Origin of the sequence: Methylocaldum marinum, from assembly GCF_003584645.1 — a bacterium.
Taxonomy (GTDB): domain Bacteria; phylum Pseudomonadota; class Gammaproteobacteria; order Methylococcales; family Methylococcaceae; genus Methylocaldum; species Methylocaldum marinum.
The window spans coordinates 546,776-569,353 of the sequence record NZ_AP017928.1 but is presented as its reverse complement, the minus strand read 5'-3'; the positions used below and the strand labels follow the sequence as shown (position 1 = coordinate 569,353).

Annotated in this window: 23 protein-coding genes and 2 pseudogenes; 16 read left to right on the top strand and 9 right to left on the bottom strand. The window is 60.8% G+C overall.

Features of this window, described 5'->3' with window-relative positions:
- The first annotated feature begins 33 nt into the window (after window positions 1-33).
- On the top strand, window positions 34-1,047 hold the full coding sequence (gnd, locus tag sS8_RS02530; protein WP_119628278.1) for a phosphogluconate dehydrogenase (NAD(+)-dependent, decarboxylating): 1,014 nt from the start codon (window positions 34-36) through the stop codon (window positions 1,045-1,047).
- Window positions 1,048-1,095: 48 nt separating this feature from the next.
- On the opposite strand, the gene sS8_RS02525 is transcribed toward gnd, so the two are convergent.
- Window positions 1,096-2,454 (bottom strand): YihY/virulence factor BrkB family protein, encoded by a 1,359-nt coding sequence (locus sS8_RS02525; RefSeq protein ID WP_119628277.1) that lies wholly within the window; start codon window positions 2,452-2,454, stop codon window positions 1,096-1,098.
- A 57-nt stretch (window positions 2,455-2,511) separates the two neighbouring features.
- Between sS8_RS02525 and sS8_RS02520 the strand changes: the two genes are divergently transcribed.
- From sS8_RS02520 to sS8_RS02510, 3 genes are all read left to right on the top strand, one after another.
- Window positions 2,512-3,672 carry a lipocalin-like domain-containing protein gene (locus sS8_RS02520; RefSeq protein WP_119628276.1) on the top strand — a complete coding sequence of 387 codons (1,161 nt, stop codon included), beginning with the start codon at window positions 2,512-2,514 and terminating at the stop codon, window positions 3,670-3,672.
- 155 nt (window positions 3,673-3,827) lie between these two features.
- Window positions 3,828-5,252, top strand: coding sequence for a c-type cytochrome (locus tag sS8_RS02515; protein WP_119628275.1), 1,425 nt, complete (start codon window positions 3,828-3,830; stop codon window positions 5,250-5,252).
- 107 nt (window positions 5,253-5,359) lie between these two features.
- Window positions 5,360-5,914, top strand: coding sequence for a DUF488 domain-containing protein (locus sS8_RS02510; protein ID WP_170160918.1), 555 nt, complete (start codon window positions 5,360-5,362; stop codon window positions 5,912-5,914).
- 40 nt (window positions 5,915-5,954) lie between these two features.
- Here sS8_RS02510 and sS8_RS02505 read toward each other — a convergent pair whose 3' ends face one another.
- A complete protein-coding gene (locus tag sS8_RS02505; protein WP_119632579.1) occupies window positions 5,955-6,134 on the bottom strand; it encodes a hypothetical protein in 180 nt (59 codons plus the stop codon).
- A 109-nt stretch (window positions 6,135-6,243) separates the two neighbouring features.
- On the opposite strand from sS8_RS02505, the gene sS8_RS02500 reads away from it, so the two are divergent.
- From sS8_RS02500 to sS8_RS02480, 5 genes are all read left to right on the top strand, one after another.
- Window positions 6,244-7,143, top strand: a complete 900-nt coding sequence (locus sS8_RS02500) for an isoaspartyl peptidase/L-asparaginase (protein ID WP_145986387.1) — start codon at window positions 6,244-6,246, stop codon at window positions 7,141-7,143.
- Window positions 7,140-8,063 (top strand): M90 family metallopeptidase, encoded by a 924-nt coding sequence (locus tag sS8_RS02495; RefSeq protein WP_119628272.1) that lies wholly within the window; start codon window positions 7,140-7,142, stop codon window positions 8,061-8,063. The genes sS8_RS02500 and sS8_RS02495 overlap by 4 nt, the downstream gene beginning before the upstream one ends.
- The gene (locus sS8_RS02490; protein ID WP_119632578.1) at window positions 8,035-8,550 is read left to right on the top strand and encodes a WbuC family cupin fold metalloprotein; all 516 of its coding nucleotides are present in this window, start codon (window positions 8,035-8,037) and stop codon (window positions 8,548-8,550) included. Before sS8_RS02495 ends, sS8_RS02490 begins: the two co-directional genes overlap by 29 nt.
- Before the next feature lie 203 nt (window positions 8,551-8,753).
- The gene (locus sS8_RS02485) at window positions 8,754-9,260 is read left to right on the top strand and encodes a cupredoxin domain-containing protein (RefSeq protein WP_170160917.1); all 507 of its coding nucleotides are present in this window, start codon (window positions 8,754-8,756) and stop codon (window positions 9,258-9,260) included.
- Window positions 9,261-9,337: 77 nt separating this feature from the next.
- Entirely contained in the window at window positions 9,338-9,856 is a 519-nt protein-coding gene (locus tag sS8_RS02480; protein WP_119628270.1) for an SRPBCC family protein, read from the top strand.
- Here the strand turns inward: sS8_RS02480 and ubiG are convergent.
- Complete coding sequence (gene ubiG, locus sS8_RS02475) at window positions 9,826-10,566, bottom strand: bifunctional 2-polyprenyl-6-hydroxyphenol methylase/3-demethylubiquinol 3-O-methyltransferase UbiG (RefSeq protein WP_119628269.1); 741 nt, start codon at window positions 10,564-10,566, stop codon at window positions 9,826-9,828. The two genes, sS8_RS02480 and ubiG, sit on opposite strands and share 31 nt — an antisense overlap.
- A 147-nt stretch (window positions 10,567-10,713) precedes the next feature.
- Here ubiG and purE point away from each other — a divergent pair, with 147 nt between their 5' ends.
- The 7 genes and pseudogenes from purE to sS8_RS02440 all read left to right on the top strand — a co-directional run.
- Window positions 10,714-11,202: a 5-(carboxyamino)imidazole ribonucleotide mutase gene (purE, locus tag sS8_RS02470; protein WP_119628268.1), complete on the top strand. Its 489-nt coding sequence runs from the start codon at window positions 10,714-10,716 to the stop codon at window positions 11,200-11,202.
- Between the two features lie 119 nt (window positions 11,203-11,321).
- Window positions 11,322-12,452 (top strand): 5-(carboxyamino)imidazole ribonucleotide synthase, encoded by a 1,131-nt coding sequence (locus sS8_RS02465; protein WP_119628267.1) that lies wholly within the window; start codon window positions 11,322-11,324, stop codon window positions 12,450-12,452.
- 35 nt (window positions 12,453-12,487) lie between these two features.
- Window positions 12,488-14,641, top strand: a complete 2,154-nt coding sequence (recQ, locus tag sS8_RS02460; protein ID WP_119628266.1) for a DNA helicase RecQ — start codon at window positions 12,488-12,490, stop codon at window positions 14,639-14,641.
- 192 nt (window positions 14,642-14,833) lie between these two features.
- Window positions 14,834-15,262 (top strand): YiiD C-terminal domain-containing protein, encoded by a 429-nt coding sequence (locus sS8_RS02455; RefSeq protein WP_119628265.1) that lies wholly within the window; start codon window positions 14,834-14,836, stop codon window positions 15,260-15,262.
- A gap of 239 nt (window positions 15,263-15,501) precedes the next feature.
- Window positions 15,502-15,954: a winged helix-turn-helix domain-containing protein gene (locus sS8_RS28555; RefSeq protein WP_197716664.1), complete on the top strand. Its 453-nt coding sequence runs from the start codon at window positions 15,502-15,504 to the stop codon at window positions 15,952-15,954.
- A gap of 168 nt (window positions 15,955-16,122) precedes the next feature.
- A complete protein-coding gene (locus sS8_RS28550) occupies window positions 16,123-16,359 on the top strand; it encodes a transposase (RefSeq protein ID WP_331852298.1) in 237 nt (78 codons plus the stop codon).
- Window positions 16,360-17,199: 840 nt separating this feature from the next.
- A pseudogene (locus tag sS8_RS02440) lies at window positions 17,200-17,901 on the top strand (IS5 family transposase); the annotation flags it as partial.
- A 13-nt stretch (window positions 17,902-17,914) separates the two neighbouring features.
- Here the strand turns inward: sS8_RS02440 and sS8_RS28900 are convergent.
- From sS8_RS28900 to tnpC, 6 genes and pseudogenes are all read right to left on the bottom strand, one after another.
- Window positions 17,915-18,105: pseudogene (locus tag sS8_RS28900) on the bottom strand (transposase); the annotation flags it as partial.
- Between the two features lie 36 nt (window positions 18,106-18,141).
- Complete coding sequence (locus tag sS8_RS02430; RefSeq protein WP_232020487.1) at window positions 18,142-19,131, bottom strand: TolC family protein; 990 nt, start codon at window positions 19,129-19,131, stop codon at window positions 18,142-18,144.
- Window positions 19,132-19,197: 66 nt separating this feature from the next.
- Entirely contained in the window at window positions 19,198-19,665 is a 468-nt protein-coding gene (locus tag sS8_RS02425; RefSeq protein WP_232020698.1) for an ABC transporter permease, read from the bottom strand.
- 89 nt (window positions 19,666-19,754) lie between these two features.
- Window positions 19,755-20,279, bottom strand: a complete 525-nt coding sequence (locus sS8_RS02420) for a DUF1525 domain-containing protein (RefSeq protein WP_119628261.1) — start codon at window positions 20,277-20,279, stop codon at window positions 19,755-19,757.
- Between the two features lie 159 nt (window positions 20,280-20,438).
- The gene (locus sS8_RS02415) at window positions 20,439-20,912 is read right to left on the bottom strand and encodes a TraC family protein (RefSeq protein WP_119628260.1); all 474 of its coding nucleotides are present in this window, start codon (window positions 20,910-20,912) and stop codon (window positions 20,439-20,441) included.
- Between the two features lie 137 nt (window positions 20,913-21,049).
- Window positions 21,050-22,561, bottom strand: coding sequence for an IS66 family transposase (gene tnpC / locus sS8_RS02410; RefSeq protein WP_119627853.1), 1,512 nt, complete (start codon window positions 22,559-22,561; stop codon window positions 21,050-21,052).
- Window positions 22,562-22,578 lie beyond the last annotated feature (17 nt).

Sequence of the window (22,578 nt, the reverse complement as noted above, 5' to 3'; positions counted from 1 at the left end):
ACCGATATCTCTCGAACGGACAGGAGGCAGCCTATGCAAATCGGTATGATCGGTCTCGGACGAATGGGCGCCAACATGGTTCGCCGTTTGATGCAAGCCCATCATTCCTGCGTGGTTTGGGACAACTCGCGGAAGGCGGTGGAAGCACTGGCCGCCGACGGTGCCGAAACCGCCGAAAACCTGCGGGACCTGGTGCGAAGGTTGGGCAAGCCGCGGGTTGTGTGGCTGATGGTTCCGGCGGGTTTCGTGGACGGCGTGATCGGCGAACTGGCTCCCTTGCTCGAAAGCGGGGACATTCTGGTCGACGGAGGCAATTCTCATTACCGGGACAGCATGAGCCGAGCGTGGCGCCTGAACGAGCATGACATCCATTTTCTGGACATCGGCGTCAGCGGCGGCATCTGGGGACTGGAGCGGGGTTACTGCCTGATGATAGGCGGCGAGGCAGAATCCGTTCGGAAGCTGCATCCCGTTTTTCGGGCCCTGGCGCCGCCTCACGAAGCGGCCTCGCGCACGCCGGAACGTGCAAACAGCGAACCGGCCGGCGCCGAGCAGGGCTACCTGCATTGCGGCCCGAACGGCGCGGGCCATTTCGTCAAGATGGTCCACAACGGCATCGAATACGGCCTCATGGCCGCCTATGCCGAAGGTTTCAATATCTTGAAAAACGCCGGAATCGGCTTGGAAAGCCAGGCTCACGATGCGGAAACCACGCCCTTGCGGAATCCGGAGTACTACCGGTTCGACTTCAACCTGCCCGAAATCGCCGAATTGTGGCGAAGAGGCAGCGTGGTCCGCTCCTGGATGCTCGACCTGGCGGCGTCGGCCCTGTGGCAATCGCCCGAACTGGACAAGTTCTCGGGACACGTGTCCGATTCCGGCGAAGGGCGCTGGACGGCAGCGGCGGCCATCGACGAAGGCGTCCCCGCCCCGGTGCTGAGCGCCGCGCTGTTTCAGCGGTTCTCGTCCCGCGACCGTAGCGAGTTCGCCGACAAGTTCCTGTCGGCCTTACGCTGGCAATTCGGGGGACACCGGGAAAAATCCTGACGAATGCCGGTGCGGCCAGGTCTGCTCGCAAGGCCGAGCCACACTGTTTTAAGAGGAGCGTAGCTGTCCTGAATCTTGCGGAGTCCACGACGAGTGGGCGAGGACGAGGTCGCGCAGAGAGCGGCGGGCCGCCGGACTCGCCGCCGCGGCATTCTCCAAATCCTCCGAAACTGTCGTCAGTTCCGGCGGGCCGAACCCCGCATGCGCGGCGAAGCCCGTGTCCTCGCGCTGCGTGCGCATGGCCATAAGAATGTCCCAGACCGTGATTCCGGCAATGTCGCGCGCCGGAAAAAAGCTTTCGTCGCCCTTGCCCGTTTCCGCCACCAGGCCACCGGCTTGCAATACGCTCAAGCCGTCTTTCACCGTTTCCCACGGCAGCGACAATCGCTCGGCCAGCGCGTCGATGGTCCAGGGACTGCCGCCGTGCACGAAGCGTTCGCCGATCAGGTACATCACGGCGAGGCCAAGCCTTTCCTGCAGGCGGTTGCCAAGCTGAACAAACCGGCTCTTTCCCCTGACATAGTAAGGATGCTGGAAATAAAACGCGGCTTGTCCGCCGATCAGCAGAATCAGCCAGCTGAGATCGAGCCAGATCATGAACAGGATAACGATGACCAGGCTTGAATAAATCGCGTGGTAACTGGTCGACCCCACCACGAACTGGGCGAAAAGCAAACCTGCCAGCTTCCACACCACACCGCCCACGGCGCCGCCGAACAACGCGGCTCGCCAGGGCACCCGCGTATTCGGGATGTAGATGTAGACGAAAGCGAATGCCGTGATGATCATCAGATAGGGCAGCAGCTTGCCGCCGAGGTAGAACAGGGTACCGAACGGCTCCTGCGCGATCAGCCGCCGAACCACGCTCGCGTGAGGCATCGAGGCGGTGAGACCGATGGCCGAAAATATCAGTACGGGACCCAGCAGGATGACGCTCAGATAATCGCTCGTACGCCGGGCCAGGCTGCGGGCCCGGGTGACTCGCCAGATGTGATTGAATGCCGCTTCTATCTTCTCCAGCACGGAAATGATGGTGTAGATGAGCAGCATCAGGCCGACAAAGCCGAGCACGCCGACATTCACCCGGGTGACGAAGCCGAGAATGGCTTGAGTCAGTTCGTCGGCCTTATCGCCCAGCGGAGCGAGCATTTGCAGCAAGAACGGTTCCAGCTGATTGTGGACGCCGAAGGCTTTCAACAGCGAGAAGCACAGGGCGAGCCCCGGAACGATGGCCAATAAGGTGGTATAGGCGAGACTCGTGGCGCGGTAATCCAGTCCCTCGCTACGAACCGCCCGGGCGAGCGCCCGGATCCAGGCGAACACCAGGACAGCCGACGCTCGAAGCCGTTCGAAGAAACCCAGTTTTTGCCGCACCTGCCGGAGAGCATCGAAGAACTTGATTTCCATGCTGAAGATAGACTTTATTGGGCATTAGACAGTTTGAAACCACCGGGATCAATTCATATGGCCCCTCCCCGCCGCGAGATCTTCGTTCGGATAGCCGCCGTGCTGCTCGCGGTCTTGTTGTCGCTGGTACCGTCCTCGATGCCGCGGAAGCCCCCGGAGCGCGCTTCGACCGGAGACACGATGCCGTTTTCGGCTTACTCGAAAGCGCTGCGAAAAATCGCGGAACGGTTTCCGGACCAGCGTTCCGACCGGTCCTTGTCGTTTCCGGCCGACCACGGCGCGCATCCGAACGTTCCCGCGGAAATCTGGGAATTCACCGTTCAGATGCAGTCCGCAGACGGTTACCGCTACGGCCTCGTGCAAAGCTTCACACGATTCGGTCTCGGTCCGGAACAGCCCCAGCGTCCGTCGGCCTGGGCCGCCCGCGAGGTGTACCGGGGGCTGTTTGCCTTTCTCGATGCGAACCGGCGGCAGTATGGGGCGTCCGAACGTTTTGCACGAGCCGCTTTGGGCATGAGCGGATACGACCCCGTTTCCGGGCTGCTCTGGCTGGATCACTGGAAGGTACGCGTGCCGCTCGGAGAGCCCCGGTCTTACACGCTGCAAGGCGAAGCCCGAGGGACCCGGATCGATCTCCGCCTGGAACCCCGGAAACCGGCCGTCGCGCTCGACCCGCGAAACTTCCCGGCCGCGGCGGGCGGGCGTCTTCAAGGGTATATTCTCAGCCGTCTGGCGATTTCCGGCACGATTCACACCGGTGGCCGCCATCATAAAGTAACCGGCCGGGCCTGGCTCAACCGCAGTTGGGGGAAAATAGCCCCTCCGGGTGGACAAATCGCCCTCAATCGCTATCAAATGCAACTCGACGACGGCCGCGAGTTCCTGATCTTGCAGTTGAGGCGCAAGGACGGAAGCGCTGCGCCGCTGGCGAGTGGGCTCATGATCGAGGCCGACGGCGGTGCGCGGGCGATTTCGCGGAACCACGTTCGGGTCGAACCCGGCGCTGCCTGGTTGGGCGCCGGCGGGATAAAGTACCCGCTGGAGTGGAGCGTGCAATTGCCGGGTCTCGAAACCGAACTGCGCCTGAGCCCCTTGGTCGAAAATCAGGAAATCGCCGGGTCCGTGCGCGCCTGGTCCGGCGCGGTTTCGGTTTCGGGCACCGGCCGTGACGGAAAAGCGCTGTCCGGCCAGGGCTTCATGGAGCTGAGCGGCTATTGACGGCCGCTACCCGAAAGACAATTACTGTACGTAAAGAAAGTAAAGCCGTATTCGAATCACCCTCACCGCAACCCCTACCAGAGGGAGAGGAGGCTCTTGCGGCTTTGCTTTCTTGACCATTAGTAATCCGGAAAATACCTGCTGGTGAGTCGAACATGCCGCACATGAAAACCTTGACCCGCGCATTCATCGTTTCGGTAATTCTCCTCCTGGCGGCCTGCGACTCCGGGCAACAGACCGACGCCGTCGGCTATTCTCCGCTCGGCCCGGTTCCCGCCTCCCCGCAACGTCCCGGCGATCCGCAAAAAGGTTACGAAGCGCTGCTCAACGCCCCGTACATCACTTGCGGCATACCTTATTCGGTCTATAAAGAAACCGCCTCCCCGCCGGACCCGGCGGCCCTGGTTCCCGGAAGACCCGGTCGAAATGCCGAACTGCCGTACAGCCTCACCGCATACACCACGCCCAAGGGCGTGGACCTCGTGGTGAACAATTGCCTGTCCTGTCATGCCGGTTTTTTCGACGGAAAGTTGATCATCGGCCTCGGCAACGAAAATCTCGATTTCACCGAAGATCTCACGGCCGCCGTCGAGGGTGTCGGAGCCTATGTGGAAGATCGGGCGGAAGCCGAGGAATGGCGCCGCTGGGCCGACCGCGTTCGGGCGGTGGCGCCCTACCGGGTCACCGACACGGTGGGATCGAATCCGGCCATCAATATGACTCTCGCCCTAATCGCGCATCGGCATCCGGAAACTCTGGCCTGGTCGCAGGCCCCGCTGATCGAGCCGCCGTCGAAAACGGTCGCCCCGGTGAGCGTTCCGCCCTGGTGGCGAATGGCGAAAAAGAACGCCGCCTACTACAACACCGAGGGCCGCGGCGATCTCGCGCGAGCCATGATGCTGGGCGCCATATTCTGTGCGGATGACCTCGATACCGTGCGGAACATCGATGACTATGCACCGGATATTCTGGCTTATTTCGCATCGATCAAGCCGCCGGCATGGCCGTTCGGTATCGACACCGGACTCGCCGAACACGGCCGGGCCGTGTTCGAGCGGACATGCTCCGGCTGCCACGGCACCTACGGCGAGCAGCCGAGCTATCCCAACCTGGTGCTCGGACTCGACGAGATCGGTACCGATCCGGTACTGGCGCAAAATGCCGTGGGCGGCGCTTCGGACCGGTTCATTCGATGGTTCAACGAATCCTTCTACGGCGAAACGGCTCGCGCCGCTCCGGCGCCCGGTTATGTCGCCCCGCCGTTGGACGGCGTCTGGATCACCGCCCCATATCTCCATAACGGCTCGGTTCCGACCCTGGAAGCCCTGCTCGACAGTTCCAAGCGGCCGAAATACTGGACGCGATCCTACGGCGCCTCCGCATCCGACTACGATCCGGTCGGCCTGGGATGGCGCTACACCGAGCTGGCGCAGGGCAAAGCCGGTACCGATGACGCATCCGAACGGAAAAAAATCTACGATACGACCTTGCCGGGCCACTCCAATGCAGGTCATGCTTTCGGCGACGGCCTGATCCCGGAGGACCGAAAGGCCGTGATCGAGTACCTCAAAACACTGTAGGCGTCCGGAACTCCGCCCGGATGAACTTGCCGAAGCTTTGTCGGCAAAGGACTCGCGTGCCGGCGGCAAAACCGGGAAATAAAAATCATCAAAAAGGACATGAAACCATGCGGATTTATTCCATCGGCCATAGCAACAAAAGCTCCGACGAACTCATCGATATGCTCAAGAGACATGGCATCGGGTGCCTGGTCGACATACGCCGCAATCCCGGCTCCGCGCGATTCAAGCAATTCAATCGTCCGACTCTGGAACGAACCCTGACCCGGTCCGGGATTCGATATCAGTGGGAAGGGGACGCTCTGGGCGGACGGCGGGAGGAGACCCCGGACGACCTAAAACACTGTGGATTGGACCCGGAATTCCGGTCGTATGCCTCTTACATGGAGACCCAGGATTTTCGCGAAGCCGTGGACCAGCTTCTAAAGCTGGCACGTGGCTGCAGAACGGCGTTCATGTGTGCCGAGAAAGATCCGTCGTACTGCCACCGCTCTCTGATCTCGGATTATCTGACGGTACGCGGATATATCGTCGAACATCTGATCGCCGGCAACCAAAGCTGTAAACATGAGCTTCATTGCACCGCACGCATCGTCGGCTCGCAACTGATCTATGATCGAGCTCAACGGACCCTGCCGTTATTCGCCTCGGATGCGCCCTGACAACATCCTCGAGCCGATACGGAAAAAGCGGTGGGGACGCTTATCCCCGTCGTCCTATCTGCTCCCGGGCCGCGGCCAGATAGCGACGGAAGAACGAAACCGCCGAATACAGCAGGACTGCGTAGAATATCCATTCCTGCACGGAAACGCCGTTCGGATCGTCGTCGAAGACGACGATGCCGATCAAGGCGGCCAAAGAAAGCGCAAAATAGTTATACATAATACTCACCTCGATCATTCGACAGTTTTCCGGACAGCCCATTCATGCATCGAATGAAACCCGAAAATCCCGCCGTGTCAATCCGCACCTCCGATATCCGTTGAACGGCATGGAAAAACGCTGCACCGACAACGCTCGTCCGCCGGTTCTCCTGATTCACGGCGGTGCCGGTTCCGCCGAATCCGATGCCGAATTGAACCGGAAACGGCACGATTTCATCTCCGACCTGGCGGAATCGATGTGGAGCGAGCTCGCCCGGGGGCTGGCCGCGGTCGATGCCGCGACCGAGACCGTCAAGCGCCTGGAGGCATCCGGCCTATTCAATGCCGGTTACGGCTCGGCCTTGCAAAGCGACGGACTGGCCCGGCTTTCGGCTTCGTTGATGGACGGCGAGCGAATGAAATTCTCCGGCGTCATGCTGGCGACTCATCTGATCCACCCCATCGAACTGGCCAGAGCCCTGCAGAACCGAACCGAATCCGTGCTCGGTCCCCTGGGAGCACAGCTTCTGGCGCGAGAATTGGGCATGGCGCCGCAGAGCCCCGTGTCCCCGGCCCGGGCACGGCGCTGGTTCGAATATTTGGAAGGACGGAATGCGCCATCGAGCGGAACCGGAACGGTAGGCGCCGTCGTCCTGGATAGCCGGGGCGGTCTGGCCGCCGCCACCTCCACCGGCGGCGGCCGATTCAACTTCCCCGAACGGGTGTCCGATTCGGCAACGGTCGCGGGCAATTATGCCTCCGCCCATGCCGCCGTCAGTTGCACCGGTATCGGCGAGCAAATCGTCGACGATGGCGTCGCGGTGCGTCTCGAAACCCGCGTGCGGGACGGCCGCAGCCTGGTGGAAGCTGCAGACGCAATTTATCGCGAAGCGCTCGAGCGGAACCGCGAATACGGCTGGATCGCCGTCGACCGCAGCGGTGCGTGGAGCATGTACTGGACTACCGAAACCATGCTCTGCGCCGCGATCAGCGCGGACCGCCCGAGTCCCGTGCCGGGAGGGGTATGATGATGTCCCCGTTCGGCCTGTTCCGCAAGCACCGGCGCCGCAAGCTTCTGCAACGCGGACTGATAGCCGAATCGCTCTGGTCCTCCTTGCTCGCGGACCTGCCGATCCTCCGGTTTCTCAGGGAAGACGAGCGCGAGCGTCTGCGCCGATTGTCCACCCTGTTCGTGCGCGAAAAGATCTTCGAGCCGGCCGGCGGGATGATTCTGGATGATGCGATACGCACCCGCATTGCCGCGCTGGCCTGTCTCCCTATCCTGAACCTCGATTTCGACTGCTACGAAACCTGGCGGACCGTGGTGGTTTATCCGGGCGGATTCGTGCGCCGGCGGTCGGAATTCGACGACATCGGCATCATGCACGAATGGGAGGAAGCCCTGACGGGTGAATCCTGGGAGCGCGGACCGGTCATAGTGTCGTGGACGGATGTGCAAAATTCCGGGCATTGCAATGGCTATAACGTCGTCATCCACGAAATGGCCCATAAGCTGGACATGCTCAACGGCGCTGCCGACGGGTTTCCGGACTTGCCTCCGGGCATGAAACGGAAGCGCTGGACCGATGTGTTCACCGCCGCCTTCGAAGATTTCAACGCCCGCCTGAACCGGGAGGAGGAAACCGCTCTGGACCCCTATGCGGCCGAGGCGCCGGGCGAATTTTTCGCAGTGCTCAGCGAATGTTTTTTCGAAATTCCGGACTTGGTACGCATGGAATATCCGGGTGTTTACGACCTCCTCGCCCAGTTCTATCGACAAGATCCGGCCGCACGGTTTCGGCCATTCATACCGAACAACAAAAATCAGGCCCGAGACCCGGAATCGCTTCGCGACAGCCGATTTCCCGGAGACCATGCGCCACGCGAGGCGCTGGCCGATGCCGCAAGAGGAGACGACCATGGACGTTTTGACGACGATCAGCGATAGACAACTCATCCGCTTGATGGGCGAGGCCGCGGCTTCTCCCAGACTTCGGAAAAACCTGAATATTCACCGCGTACCGGAAGATCCGATCCAGCGCCTGTTCAATGCCATGGAACCCGGTACTTATGTCCGCCCTCACCGGCATGCGCGCCCGACCGGATGGGAGCTGATGCTGGCGGTCCGCGGCGCATTTTCCATCATTACCTTCGACGACAGGGGAACCGTGCAGGAGCGGATCGACCTCAGCGCGGCGGGCGGCGACATGGCGGCCGAAATTCCGGCGTACACCTGGCATGCGGTCGTCGTTCTCGCGCCCGAAACGGTCATGTTCGAAGTCAAACCGGGGCCCTACAGCCCGGTCGAGGACAAGGATTTCGCCGCCTGGGCGCCGGAGGAAGGCGATCCGGACACGGAAAGGGTCGTGGCCTGGTACGAAACCGCCCGGCCGGGCGACCGGCTATGGCCGGAAAAATCAGCCGACGCGCGTTGAGGTCCGGGAACGTTTAAAGGTCTTCGGAGATTTTTTGTTTATTGAAGCGAGTAGGTCGGCAATCCTTTGCCGACGCCACCGTCGGGCCGAGAGGTTCGTCGGCAAAGGATTGCCGACCTACGAATGCTTGAGTCGATTGACTCAAGCCCTGAGTTCAGGCTACAGGGCTCGTCACAAATGCGAAGTTCAATAAGATGAATACCGTGAAGCCACGTACGATCTATCCCGCCGCCATCCTCGCCCTGATCGTCTCCGCCGTCACGGCGCAGGCAGAAACTCCGGAACACCCGGACTCACCGGATCAACATCATCCCGAAATTCATTCCGGACATGAAATATCCGCCGCCGGGCGGCCCGGCAAGCCCGAGGAAGTCACGCAAACGGTCGAAATCAAAACCCTGGACAGCATGAAATACGAACCTTCGTCCCTCACGATCAATCGCGGAGAAACCTTGCGCCTGATCGTTACCAATGTCGGCCGGTTGCAGCACGAGGCGATCATCGGCAACGCGAAGGAACAGGAAGCTCACGGCGCGGAGATGGGCGCCGGTCACGATATGCCCCATGACGGTCCGAATTCGGTCACCGTGGAACCCGGCGACACCAAGGAACTGATCTGGCGGTTCGATCGGCCCGGACGCTTCGAGATCGGCTGTCATGTTCCGGGACATTACCAGGCAGGAATGGCCGCGGAAGTGACCGTACGCTAAAGACCGAAGACCATTGCGGCAACGCCCGATCCGCATCGACGACCGGGCTCCGTGGCTCGCAACGTTATTCGAACGCGATGAAAGTCTACCGCCTGAACCGCAGACAGCAGCTTCCCATCGGCCTGCGGGAAGCCTGGCCGTTCTTTTCCACGCCCAACAATCTCCAAAGCATCACGCCGCACTTTCTCAAGTTTCGGATTACTTCGAACGTCCCCGACGAAATCCATTCCGGCCTCATCATCACCTATCGCATAGCGGCGGTCGCCGGTATTCCCATGACCTGGGTAACGGAGATCAAGCATGTCGAGCCTCCGTTTCGATTCGTCGACGAGCAGCGCATCGGGCCTTTCCGATTCTGGTATCACGAGCACCGTTTCCGGGAGACCGAAGGCGGTATCGAAATGGAGGACACGGTTCACTATGTCATGCCGCTCGGCTGGGTCGGGCGTTTCGTGCATGCCGTCTTCATCCGCGCGCGCCTGGAGGCGATTTTCGATTTCCGGCGAGACTATCTGGACCGGCTCTGGCGCTCGCGGGAGCAGCCCGCCGCCGTGTCCGGCCCCCATCAGCCGGATTTTTCGGCAACCAGCATGTAATTGACGCTCATATCCCGGCTGAGCCGAAATTTTCGGGTGAAAGGATTGACCTTGACGCCGGTGCGATCGATGACACGCATATTGCTTTCCTGCAACAGCTCTTCCAATGTTTGCGGTCTCGGAAACTTGCGCCAGCGATGGGTTCCCACGGGAAGCCAGCGCAGCAGGTATTCGGCGCCGACAATCGCGGCGAGAAAGGATGTCAAGGTACGGTTGATCGTGCCGATGACGGTAAGACCTCCGGGCCGCACCAGCCGGCCGCAGGCGCTCATGAACAATGGCAAATCGGCCACGTGCTCGACGACTTCCAGGTTGAGGACGGCGTCGTAGGTTTCTCCCCGCGCCGCCAAGTCCTCGGCGGTGCCGCAGGTGTAGCGGACGGCCAAGCCGTGCGCTTCCGCATGGCGCTGCGCGATGCGGATATTCTTTTCGACCATGTCGACACCGTGGACCTCGGCGCCGAGGCGCGCCATGGCTTCGCTCAGCAAACCGCCGCCGCACCCGATGTCCAACAGGCGAAGCCCGCCCAGCGGCGCGGCCGAGTGCCCGGACAGGCCGAAGCGGGCCGCCAGATGGTCGGCGATATAGCCGGCCCGTAGCCGGTTGAGACGGTGCAAAGGCCAGAATGGGCCCTCCGGGTTCCACCAGGTATCGGCCAGGCGTCCGAAACGCGCGGCTTCGGCAGGATCGATTGTGGTTTTCGCGCTCAATTCTTATATAGTGTTTATCCAAGGTATAGCGGCGTATTCCGCCGCAAGCCGGAATCGGTATTCTTTCCGGAACTTATTCAGCACTTCTTAGCGTGCCGGAAGGAATCGGGATAAAATCTTGGACTTTTTGCGAAGAACGGATATCCAATGGTTCACGTCGGCATCGTCATGGGCAGCAATAGCGATTGGGAAATCATGCAGCACGCCGCCCGTCAGTTGAAAGATTTCAATGTCCCGTTCGAAACGAAAGTGGTCTCCGCTCACCGGACACCTGACTTATTGTTCCAGTACGCCGAAACGGCGGCCGACCGCGGCCTCAAATGTATCATCGCCGGCGCCGGCGGTGCAGCGCACCTGCCCGGAATGATGGCGGCGAAAACCGCCTTGCCCGTGCTCGGCGTTCCGGTGCCCACGAAATACCTGAAAGGCCGGGATTCCCTGTACTCCATCGTGCAAATGCCGAAAGGCGTTCCGGTCGCCACCTTCGCCATAGGTGAAGCGGGTGCGGTGAATGCCGCTCTGTTCGCGGTCGCACTGCTCGCCGTGCATGACCCTGACCTGGCCGCCAAGCTTCAGGCCTTCCGTGTTCGACAGACCGAATCGGTGCTGGCGCTGACGCTGCCGGAGATCCAGTGAAATCGACACCTGCGACGAAGCTTCGATGTTCCGGTACACGATATCCCGAGCTAACCTAGAATAAAAACGGTTGTCGTCTATCGACCCCGTTCCCGAGTTCCCTATTGATCCTAGAGACGATGAAACACATTCTACCGAATGCCATGCTGGGCATCCTGGGGGGAGGCCAATTGGGCCGCATGTTCACCATGGCGGCAAGAGCCATGGGCTACCGCGTAACCGTGCTCGATCCGGATGCCGACAGTCCCGCCGGCGGACTGGCCGACGTACATATCCGGGCGGCCTACGACGAGCGCGCGGCACTCGACCGGCTGGCGGAAACCTGCGCGGCGGTCACCACCGAATTCGAGAACGTTCCCGCCGACAGCCTCGGCTACCTGGCGCAGCGCGTGCGGGTCAGTCCTTCGGCCGAATCCGTTTCGATCGCCCAGGACAGGATCGCGGAAAAGCGCTACATTTCCGGTGCCGGGCTTCAGGTGGCACCCTTTCTCGCGATCGAGGGTGCCGGCGATCTCGATCGGAACCTCGAAGGCCATTTGCCCGGAATCCTCAAACTGGCGCGGCTCGGATACGACGGCAAGGGACAGGTCCGGGTGAAAACCGCCGAGGAAGCGAAAGCCGCTTTCGCCGAACTGGGCGGAAAGTCCTGCGTACTGGAGCGGCAGCTGAACCTCAAGGCGGAAATTTCGGTCATCATCGCCCGTTCTTCGCCGACCGAAGTCGCGTGTTTCCCGGTGGCGGAAAACCAGCACGAATCGGGAATTCTCGACGTCAGCATCGTTCCCGCCCGGGTGACGCCGGCGGTGGCGGCGCATGCGCAGGAGATGGCGCTCAAGCTCGCTCAAGCCATGGACTATATCGGCGTATTGGCGGTGGAGTTCTTCGTCCCGGACGACGACGATCTGGTCATCAACGAAATCGCGCCGCGTCCCCACAACAGCGGCCACTACACCCTGGATGCCTGCGCCGCCAGCCAGTTCGAGCAGCAGGTCCGTACCTTGTGCGGACTGCCGCCCGCGGATACCCGCTTGCTGAGCCCGGTGGTGATGGTCAATCTTCTGGGCGATATCTGGCGCGACGACGAACCCGCCTGGGACAAGCTCCTCAGTCAGCCTAACGTGAAACTCCATCTCTACGGCAAAAAGACCGCCCGCATCGGCCGCAAGATGGGCCATTTCAACGTGCTGGCGGACGATGCGGAAACCGCCCTGTCGCAGGCGCTGGAACTGAAACAGATGCTCCACGCCTAGGCCGAACGGCGGCACTTCCGGCTAGCAGAAGGATCATGCCGAAAGACCCCGTTCAGGTCTTGCGCAGCGTGTTCGGCTACGAACGCTTTCGTGGCCAGCAGCGCGCCGTCATCGATCATCTGACGGCGGGCGGCGACGCGCTGGTTCTCATGCCGACCGGCGGCGGAAAGTCGCTCTGCTACCAGATTCCGGCCCTGATCCGTCCGGGCACGGGCGTCGTCGTTTCCCCCCTGATCGCCCTGATGCAGGATCAGGTCGAAACCTTGCTTCAGCTCGGCGTTCGCGCCGCGTTTCTGAATTCCACCCTGCCCTACGACACGCAGCGCCAGGTCGAGCAGAGCTTTCTCGACGGCCAGTTGGACCTGCTCTATGTCGCCCCCGAGCGCCTCCTGACCGACCGCGTGCAGGCGCTCATCGGACGAGCCGAGGTCAGTCTTTTCGCGATCGACGAAGCGCATTGCGTGTCGCAATGGGGCCACGATTTCCGCGCGGATTACTGGCAGCTTTCGCTGTTGCACGAACGTTTTCCCGGCATCCCCAGAATCGGCCTGACCGCTACCGCCGACGAAAGGACCCGGAACGAGATCGTCGAGCGCCTGGGGCTACAGGACGCCAAGGTTTTCTGCAGCGGTTTCGACAGACCGAACATACGCTACCGGATTTCGCCCAAGCAGGACGCGCGCCGGCAACTGGTTCACTTTCTCCGAAGCGAACATCCCGGAGACGCCGGAATCGTTTATTGCCTGTCGCGCAAGAAGGTGGAATCGACCGCGGAATGGTTGCGCGCCGAAGGGTTTTCCGCCCTGCCCTACCACGCCGGCCTTTCCACCGATGAACGCCAGAAGAATCAGCGCCGGTTCCTGATGGAGGAAGGCGTCATCGTGGTCGCGACGATCGCTTTCGGCATGGGGATAGACAAACCCAACGTCCGCTTCGTCGCCCACCTCGATTTGCCCAAGAGCCTGGAAGCCTATTACCAGGAAACCGGGCGCGCCGGACGCGACGGCTTGCCGGCCAATGCCTGGATGGTCTACGGTCTGCAGGACGTCATCACCCTGCGGCAGATGGTGGAAGCCTCGGAGGCCGACGAATTGCACAAGCGGGTGGAACGTTACAAGCTCGACTCGATGCTCGGCTTCTGCGAGCTGACCGGTTGCCGCCGGCAGGCCTTGCTCCGCTACTTCGGCGAAATCTCCGACAAACCCTGCGGCAACTGCGACAACTGCCTCAACCCGCCGGACACCTGGGACGGCACCGATGCCGCGCGCAAGGCCCTCTCCTGCGTCTATCGCACCGGCCAGCGTTTCGGTGCCCACCACATTATCGACGTGCTGCGCGGCAAGTCCAACGAGCGAATACAGCGCCTCGGCCATGATCGGCTCAGCACCTTCGGAATCGGCCAGGAACTGGACGAGAAACAGTGGCTTTCGGTGTTTCGCCAAATCATCGCCCAAGGCTATTTGACGGTAGATTGGGAGGCCCACGGGGCGTTGCGCCTGACCGAGGACTGCCGCCCGGTCCTGCGCGGAGAGGTCTCCCTCAGCCTGAGGAAGGACAGCTACAAGGAGGCCGCAAGCGCCGGACGCCGCCACATCGAGGCCCGTTTTTCCAACCCGGACGACGACCGGCTCTGGCAGGCCTTGCGCGCTCTGCGGCGCAACCTGGCCGAGCAGCAGGACGTGCCCGCCTACGTGATTTTTCAGGATGCGGTTCTGATGGAAATGGTCCAGGCGCGTCCCGGAAACCGAACCGAACTAAAAAGGCTGGCGGGTATCGGCGAACGCAAGCTGCAACTTTACGGCGACGAATTTCTGGCCGTCATCCTGGAACACGGAAGCCGCGACGGCTCGGCCTCGACCGCCAGCACGACGGCGGATGAAAGCCTGGCCCTGTTCCGGCTCGGCATGAATGCCGAACAGATCGCCTATCAGCGCGGACTGACGATCACCACCGTATACGGCCATCTGGCCCGAGCCATCGAAACCGGCGCGGTGGAACTCGGCGAAGTGGTGGGGCTGAGCGATTCGGAAATCGGAGAAATTGAAGCGGTTCGGCAAACCCTGCCGGAAGACCAGCGGTACGCCCTCAAGCCGCTGTACCAGGCCTTGAACGGCAAATTCAGCTACGAAGTACTTCGTTGCATCCGCGCCCATCACGAGAGGCATCGGAATTCATCGGGACAGGCCTAGGTCGAACATCGTTTCCCTAAGGTAGCGTATACAATCGCTGCAGCGACGAAACTTCCGCCGGAAGCCGGCGTTGGACGACCTCGTGATCCTCTTCGGCGATCGAGTCGCAAAGCTTGTCGCCTAACGGTTTTTTCCGCTGTCGAGATTGCCTTCGTACCCTCGCGATCAGCTCACATCTGAAGGAGAGCGTTTATGGATGTTATGAAAATACCCTTCGTGGCAAAGGTGGGAATCGTCAGAACAGAACAAGGCGTCCTTAAACTCCCGTTCTCCGCGTCCACGAAAAACCACCTTGACGGCATCCACGCGAGCGCTCAGTTCACTCTCGCCGAAACCTCCAGCGGAGAGGCACTCCGGTTACTCTTCCCAGAACTTGTTGGGAAGGTGGTGCCGGTGTTGAGAGAGTCTCAGATCAAATTCAAGAAACCGGCTACCACGGCTATTTCTGCGTTCCCAACCGTATCTGAGGACGCCGTTTCGAAGTTTCGTGAGCAGTTTGAAAAGAAACGCCGCTCATCCATCTCTGTTGCGGTAGAAATCCGCGATTGCGACGGCGCCATCATATCCGTCGGCACGTTTGAATGGTTCGTGCAAGCCATTGAGCCAGGCAAGGCATACTAATAGTCAAGAAAGTAAAGCCACAAGAGCTCCCTCTCCCTCTGGGAGAGGGCTGGTGAGGGCGATTCGAACGGGACTTTACTTTCTTTACGCACAGTAACCATCCAGGCAAGGCCGGGAAGCGTTGGTGCCTCTTCATACGTTCAGCACGCGGCGCGTCTAAGCGAATCGTTATACGGCATAGATAAACCGGCGCTTTTTTTGATCCGGCAACTAAAGGTCGATTATGGCGTCTCAGAAGTATGAAGAAACATCAAGTGAAACGGCGGAGCGACGAGGCGTTGACCGAGGCCCGGAAAACGGCCGTGCGGATGCGCGCCGAAGGCTACACCGCCAAGGCGATTGCGGCCATTCTGGAGGTCAACCCGAATACCGTATACCGGTGGGACACTCAGGCCCGGGAAGGGGGCGAGGCGGCCCTCACGGTACAAAAACGGGGACGGCGAAAGGGTGAGAAGCGGCGCCTGAGTCTCGTACAAGAACTCGCCGTGCGGGAGACGATTTGCCGCCAAACACCGGATGCGGTCGGCTTGCCGTTTGCCCTATGGACCCGGCGGGCGGTGCAGCTGTTGATCGCCCAAGAGACGACGGTGTGGCTGCCGATTCGGACGGTGGGGTTGTACCTCGCGCGGTGGGGCTTGACGCCCCAAAAACCGCTGAAGAAAGCCTACGAACAAGATCCCCTGGGACGATGAGACGGGGATTGAACAGGATGGCCAGGGCGCGCGGGGCTACGCCTTACCGGGACAAACGCCGGTGGTACGAAAGCCGGTGAAGAAGTGCCGATTGAACCTGATTTCCGGCATCACGAATCAGGGACTAATGCATTTATGATTCACGAGCAGACGTAGACGGCGAAGGTCCTGATCGGGTTCATGAGCCGCTTGATTCGGGACCCGCCGAAGAAGATTTTCTTGATCCTGGATAACCTGAAGGTACACAGAAGCCAGGCGGTGCGGACCGGGTTAAAGGCCCGGCGAGACCGGGTCAAGGTCTTTTACTTGCCGGCCTATTCGCCCGAGTTGAATCCGGATGGGCTGTTGAACAGCGACTTGAAAGGCGACCCCCCGGGCAACCGGCGAAAACGAAGGCGGAGCTGAAACGGAAAGCGCGCTCCCATCTGTACCGGTTGTAGAAACGCCCCGACCGCATCCGGCGCTATTTCAAACATCCCAAGATAACCTATGCGGCAGCGACTGGATGATTCTGATTTAACTGCCTGGATAATATGAAGTTTCTGATCTGCTCGATGGCCATGCACCGACTCTTGTTCTTCCTGACAGTTAACCAATGGTTTCGGCTTGCTCGGCATAATGGGCAGGTGTATAAAACCAACGGCGACCGACCCCGCTAAAGATTGCAAGGTCTTGAAATTTTGGCGGTTCCTGAAAGCGAAATCAGTTTATAACACACAAGTGGCGCAAGATAAGGCGCCTTTTAGGAGGTCTACTTCATGTTAGAGCCGAATATCGTGCGATTCAAAGACGCCATCATTTCAGGTTACAAAATAGGGTTTAAGTCTTCTCTATTTTCTCTGATTGTTTTTCTCCCATTAACGCTAGCAGCCATCCACCCTTATTGGCCCGCCAATCTTTTTGGTTGGCTGGTCATTGTGATGTTTATCGTTCTTTTCCAAGTATGTTGGATAGCATTTCAGATTTATGTCGATAGCCGACGTAACGAACCAAAACAGTTTTCCCTATTTAAAATTTCAAGAGTTTTAGTAGTCGTCGTGCCCTCGACTCTTGTACTAATTGTGTCTCTCATGAAATTACTAGACTATGTCAAAGACAACTTATTTGTCGTTCGGCTCTAACAGGCTGTTGATTTTCTCGGCCCTGGAAGCCGCATAAATTCGTTGGATGGAGCGCCTAAAATAGGCATAAACGATTGTTTGTCATGGCAAAATAATATCATTTCAAGATACTTTGGACTCTTTCATGCGCGGCGCCGACATCACCCAGCAAGAACTCTTCAGCTACCGAACCTTGGAAGACCGGATTCCCAAGGATCATCCCCTTCGGAAGCTCCGGGCCGTGGTCGACATTCTGCTGACCACGCTGGACTCGGAATTTGATGCCCTCTATGCCCGGACCGGCCGGGAGTCGATTCCGCCGGAGCGGCTGCTGCGCGCCAGTCTCATCCAAGTCTTGTTCTCTGTCCGCTCCGAGCGGCAGTGGGTCCAGCAGATCGAATTCAATCTTTTGTACCGCTGGTTTGTCGGGCTGACCCTGGATGCCGAGGTCTGGGACCACTCCACCTTCAGCGCCAACCGGGATCGGTTGCTGAACGAGCGGATTTCCCGGCTGTTTTTCGAGCGGGTTGTGTTGCTGGCGGAATGGCAGGACCTTTTGTCGGACGAGCATTTCTCGGTGGACGGCACGCTGATCCAGGCGTGGGCCTCCATGAAGAGCTTTGTGAAAAAGGATGGCAGTTCGCCCCCGCCGGAGGCCGGCGGCCGGAATCCGTCAGTCGATTTCAAGGGCGAAAAGCGCGCCAATGCGACCCACGCCTCGACCACTGATCCGGAGGCTCGCCTTTACAAGAAAAGCGAAGGGGATAAAGCCCAACTGTGCTTCATGGGCCATGCCCTGATGGAAAACCGGACCGGCCTGGTGGTGGATGTTGAGGTGACTCACGCGCCAGCGTTTTCGATACCAGCCGATCACGATTAGCGCAGAACACGTGCGATCCCACACGGGATCGTGGATGCCGAGTCCGATGAATCACCGGAACAGCAGATTGCCATCAAGCTGCTCGACGAGTTGCCGCTCGCTGCGAAATGTGTACAGCACTTGCAGCAGCAACGCCCGAAGCGGCTTTTCCGGGGCTACGGAAGGGCACCCAGTGTGTGGATACAACGCCGCGGACTTGAACAAACTTTACGATATCGGTATTTCGCAATCCCAGGAACGCCGACAGGGAAAATTTCGGAAACAGCTCCGCGATAGCCGCCCCCTGCATCGCCGTGGCGGCAGCCAGGTAGCGCTCGGCGGCGCGGAGGTCAGGCGGATGGCGGATGGTATCGGCGGGCGAAGAGAGCATGGCTTGCCCTGGTGCTTCAGGAATGGACCGGGCCCATCCAGCTCGGCCGCCAAAGCCCCGGGCTGCCGGCCCATCAGCGCTTCCAATTGACGCAGGGCAGCGGTCTTGCCGGCTTCCAGGGTGGGAATCTGCGCCTCGGTGGTCTCCGCTTGGGCTTTGGCGCGCACCACATCATGGCGGGTTCCGATGCCCTCTTGCAGCAGCCTTTCGGTCTGCGCCAGGGTCAGCCGCATACTGTCCAGGTTCGATCGGGTGATGGCCAGCAGGGCCTGCGAGTTGCGATATTCCACGTAACTGCGCGCCAGTTCGGCGCTCAAGGTCACCAGGGATTGAGCGTATGGGTCACCGGCCGCTTCCAGTTCCGCCGAAGCCGCCTCGAGGCGCCTTTGCTGGCGTCCGAACAGATCGATTTCCCACAAGGCATCGAAGCCGATCTCGAACAGATTGTTGCGTATGCCCGGCCTCAGGCCGGGCATCGGGTTATCTTGACGCTGCACGCCCCCCGTTACATCGACCAACGGAAACAGTTCTGCGCGGGTGCTGCCCCGTTCGGCTCGGGCCTGTTCGATTCGGGCCAGTGCGATTTTCACGTCGAGATTGCGCGCCAAAGCTCGATCCATGAGGCGATCCAGTTCGTAATCGCCGAAGGCTCGCCACCGTGCCTTCCAATTTTCCGGTTTGGCCCATAGCAGATCGGCGCCGAGCTTTTCACCGGCCTGCCATCGATCCGGAACGGCCGGAACAGGCGCCCGATAATCGGGACCTACCGTGCATGCCGCCAGGCTCGTTGCGAATAGTAAAAGTGAAAATTGGAGCTTGGTGTTCAATGTCGTTGTGTATCTGTTATGCGTTTTTTCATCCAGACCATCGCCTGCCGTTTTACTGTGTCCGCACTAAGCCAGCTTGTTGCGGAACATCCAGGCGGCGATGGGCAGCGTCACGGCCGCAATCATCAGAAGTGCCAGCATTTCGGGCAGCAGCTGGACGATGCCGGCACCCTCCAGATAGATCTGGCGCGTCATGCTGATGGCATAACGGAGCGGGTTCACGGCGGTAAGATATTGGAGTGCGGCCGGCATGGTCATCAGCGGCGTGGTCAAGCCCGACGGCATCATCACCACGAGCGTACCGATCATGGCCTGCTGCATGTTTCGGGCGATGGAGGAAAGGAACAAGCCGATCCCGACCGATGCCGCCAGGAACTCGGCAAGGCTCAGGTAAAGCACGAAGTTGGAGCCCGCAAAGGGAATTTGGAACCACAGCTGGGCGACCAGCAGGATCGAGGTGGCTTGAATCAGCCCGACGATCATCGAGGGCAATGCCTTGCCGACCATGATCTCGTAGGGACGGAAAGGCGTCACCAGCAATTACTCGAAAGTGCCTGCCTCCCGTTCGCGAGCCACCGACATGGCGGTCAGGCTCATCGTCATCATCTTGGTGATCGTCCCGATCAACGGTAGACCACCGCGGCGCCCCGGTCGAACACGATCGCGGGATAGCGCGCGAGGCCGTAGCTCAGAGCTCTGGCATGGCCTTCGTAAGCCGTCTCCAACTGCGCCGCGAGCCTGCTGCCCTGCCCTTCGAGCCGCTGCCGGGCGATCGCCAAGGCCGCCGCCTCGTTCGCGGGAAGTCCTGCCGAGAGGACCGCTTCGATCCGGCGTGGAGCGGCGAGATCGAAGATGTCGATGGGAATCCTTTGGTTTCGAAGCGTTTCAACGCCCGAGGCCGGAAAGCTCGGATCGGTGAAAACTTCCACGGCGGCCGGCCCGATATCGGCCGGAACCGGGGGGGCGGAGAGGGTCAGCCACCATTCCATCATGTTGAGCATCCGCCGGGCCGCATCGGGAAAGTCCTGGAGGTTTTGGGTGGCGAGCCACAAGCAGGCGCCATAGCGCCGCCACATCTTCGAGATCTTGACGACGTCGGGGGCCAACAGCGGATTGGTGGCGACGATGTGGGCCTCGTCGGTGAGCACCAGCGTCGGCCGGCCCTCGTACTGATGCTACTCGACCATGGCGTGGATGTGATTCATCAGCGAGATGTAGGCGACCGTCAGCTTATCCTCGTAGCCTTCCTGCGCGAGGACGCCCATCGCGAACACGGTGACGTCGGCTTCCGGCCAGAGCTGCCCCCGTCAATTGAACAGCTTGGCTTCGAGGCTTCCCTCGGTACAGAAGAGGCTCAAGGCATCGGCCATTTCGAGTGCCCGGGCACGCCGCGGCGGCTCGAGTTCGGCCAGCCCCGGCAGATCGCGGATCGGACCCAGCTCATCCGGTCCCTTGAGCAATTGGGTGGCGCTGCGCCGCCTGAACAAGCACGCGTGGATTTTCCGTCGATTGCCTTGCCACGGCCCGCCCGTGACCTGATCGTCATGGAATAGCCCGCCGGGCCGCGCAATGTCGGCGCAGTGGTCGCGCAGCGCGGCCAGCCAGTGGCGCGTGTACGCCGAATCTCGGACCTCATCGCGCGCGTAGGCCTCCACCTCGTCGGCCAGGCTGTCGAGCCGGTACTCGTCGTGGACGAAAAGCTGGAAGATCCAGGGGTATTGTTGCTCCGCGACCGAACCCGTGAGCACCACTGGATCTTGTCGCGGAACTCGGCCAGCCACGCCTCCGGGCGCGCCTCGACGCCGGCGGGCCGGATCTCGAACAAGGCGCCGACATTGCGGCCGCCGTCGAGCAGAAGTAAGCGTCCGCTGGAGGACAGTCTTTTCCTGATGCCGCCGAACAGTTAACCGTCAGGACCTTATACGTTGGCTGGTTTCCAGTTGTGGGGTAGCAGGCTGTCGATCTCCCTCTGCTTGGTGGTGGGTAAACGGGTCAGGACGTCTTTCAGGTAGGCCTCTGGGTTGAGGTCGAGTTCCTTGCAGGTTTGGATGAGGCTGAACACCGTGGCGGCGACCTGGCCGCCCTTGGGCGAGCCGAGGAACAGCCAGTTCTTGCGGCCGATGGTGAGGGGGCGGATCGCCCGCTCACTGCGGTTGTTGTCGATCTCCAGGCGACCGTCTTCGGTATAGCGCTCCAGCGCCGGCCAGTTCTTGAGGGCATAGCCGATGGCCTGGGCAGTGGGGGTCTTGGGCGCCAGCTGGCGCAGCCGGTCTTCGAGCCAGGCCTTGAACTCGGCCAGGATCGGCCGCGCCTGTTCCTGCCGTAGCTTTCGGGTGCCTTCGGCGTCGAGTTGCTGTTCCTTGGCCTCCCGTTCGATGGCGTAGAGCCGGCCGATGTACTCCAAGGCCTCATGGGCGCTGATGCGCTTGCCGTTCTCGGTCTGTCGGGCAATCTCGAAGAACTTGCGGCGCGCATGCGCCCAGCACGCCACTTCCAGGACCTTGCCTGCGGCGAAGATCTGGTCGTAACCGGCATAGGCGTCCGCCTGCAGGTAGCCGCTGTAGCCTTCCAGTTTGGCCTTGGGATGCTTGCCCGCCCGGGTTTCGGTGTGGTCATAGACGACGATGGGCGGCGAGTGGCCGGCGTATACCCAAAACCGGGTTTCCCGCGTCTTGCCGCGGTCCTGCACCGCCACAGTGGTGTCGTCCGAGAAGATCACCGGCTGTTGCTTGAGCAACGCCAGCATCCGCTCGACCAAGGGCTGCAGCTGCCAGCCGCTCTGGATGACCCAGTCGCACAACGTGGTGCGGGCAATGGGGACACCCTGGTGGGCAAAGATTTGCTCGATGCGGTACAGCGGCAGGTGATAGCCGTATTTGGCCATCAGCAGATGTGCCAGAAGACCCGGCAGAGGGATGCCCTGCTCGATGATTTGCGGCGGGGCCGGTACCGTGGTCAACTGCCCTTGGCACTTCGCGCAGGCGCACTTTTCCCGCCGCGTTTCCACGACCTTCAGTTGCGCCGGGACGTAATCCAAGCGTTCGGAGCTTTCGTAGCCGATCACCGGCCGTTCCTCACCGCAGGCAGGACACTGCCGGTCTTGTGCCGACAACGGCAATACCACGATCTCTCGCGGCAGATGCGCCGGCAGTGCGGTGCGCTTCGGTTGATTCTTGGCGGGCGATTGCACCACCACCGTCTTGAACGCCACCGGACTGGCGACGGGGGCGTCCTCGGGCACCTCATCCCACAGCGGCAGTTGGTCGATGTCGGGGAGGGTCGCCAGTCGCTCGGAACGGGCGCCGAACAGCAGCTTCTTCAGCTGCGCTAGGTCGAATTCCAGCCGTTCGATGCGCGCCTCGCGCTGGGCCAGGGTGGCCTTTAGAGTACGATTTTCTTCGGCGAGAGCGGCGGCATTCATGGCTGCCATTATACCCGGTGGACCAC

What these genes read in the sequence shown, in the direction of transcription:
- gnd (WP_119628278.1), top strand. Translation starts at nt 34, where the DNA reads ATGCAAATCGGTATGATCGGTCTCGGACGAATGGGCGCCAACATGGTT.
- sS8_RS02525 (WP_119628277.1), bottom strand. Translation starts at nt 2,454, where the DNA reads ATGGAAATCAAGTTCTTCGATGCTCTCCGGCAGGTGCGGCAAAAACTG.
- sS8_RS02520 (WP_119628276.1), top strand. Translation starts at nt 2,512, where the DNA reads ATGGCCCCTCCCCGCCGCGAGATCTTCGTTCGGATAGCCGCCGTGCTG.
- sS8_RS02515 (WP_119628275.1), top strand. Translation starts at nt 3,828, where the DNA reads ATGCCGCACATGAAAACCTTGACCCGCGCATTCATCGTTTCGGTAATT.
- sS8_RS02510 (WP_170160918.1), top strand. Translation starts at nt 5,360, where the DNA reads ATGCGGATTTATTCCATCGGCCATAGCAACAAAAGCTCCGACGAACTC.
- sS8_RS02505 (WP_119632579.1), bottom strand. Translation starts at nt 6,134, where the DNA reads ATGTATAACTATTTTGCGCTTTCTTTGGCCGCCTTGATCGGCATCGTC.
- sS8_RS02500 (WP_145986387.1), top strand. Translation starts at nt 6,244, where the DNA reads ATGGAAAAACGCTGCACCGACAACGCTCGTCCGCCGGTTCTCCTGATT.
- sS8_RS02495 (WP_119628272.1), top strand. Translation starts at nt 7,140, where the DNA reads ATGATGATGTCCCCGTTCGGCCTGTTCCGCAAGCACCGGCGCCGCAAG.
- sS8_RS02490 (WP_119632578.1), top strand. Translation starts at nt 8,035, where the DNA reads ATGGACGTTTTGACGACGATCAGCGATAGACAACTCATCCGCTTGATG.
- sS8_RS02480 (WP_119628270.1), top strand. Translation starts at nt 9,338, where the DNA reads ATGAAAGTCTACCGCCTGAACCGCAGACAGCAGCTTCCCATCGGCCTG.
- purE (WP_119628268.1), top strand. Translation starts at nt 10,714, where the DNA reads ATGGTTCACGTCGGCATCGTCATGGGCAGCAATAGCGATTGGGAAATC.
- sS8_RS02465 (WP_119628267.1), top strand. Translation starts at nt 11,322, where the DNA reads ATGAAACACATTCTACCGAATGCCATGCTGGGCATCCTGGGGGGAGGC.
- recQ (WP_119628266.1), top strand. Translation starts at nt 12,488, where the DNA reads ATGCCGAAAGACCCCGTTCAGGTCTTGCGCAGCGTGTTCGGCTACGAA.
- sS8_RS02455 (WP_119628265.1), top strand. Translation starts at nt 14,834, where the DNA reads ATGGATGTTATGAAAATACCCTTCGTGGCAAAGGTGGGAATCGTCAGA.
- sS8_RS28555 (WP_197716664.1), top strand. Translation starts at nt 15,502, where the DNA reads ATGAAGAAACATCAAGTGAAACGGCGGAGCGACGAGGCGTTGACCGAG.
- tnpC (WP_119627853.1), bottom strand. Translation starts at nt 22,561, where the DNA reads ATGGCAGCCATGAATGCCGCCGCTCTCGCCGAAGAAAATCGTACTCTA.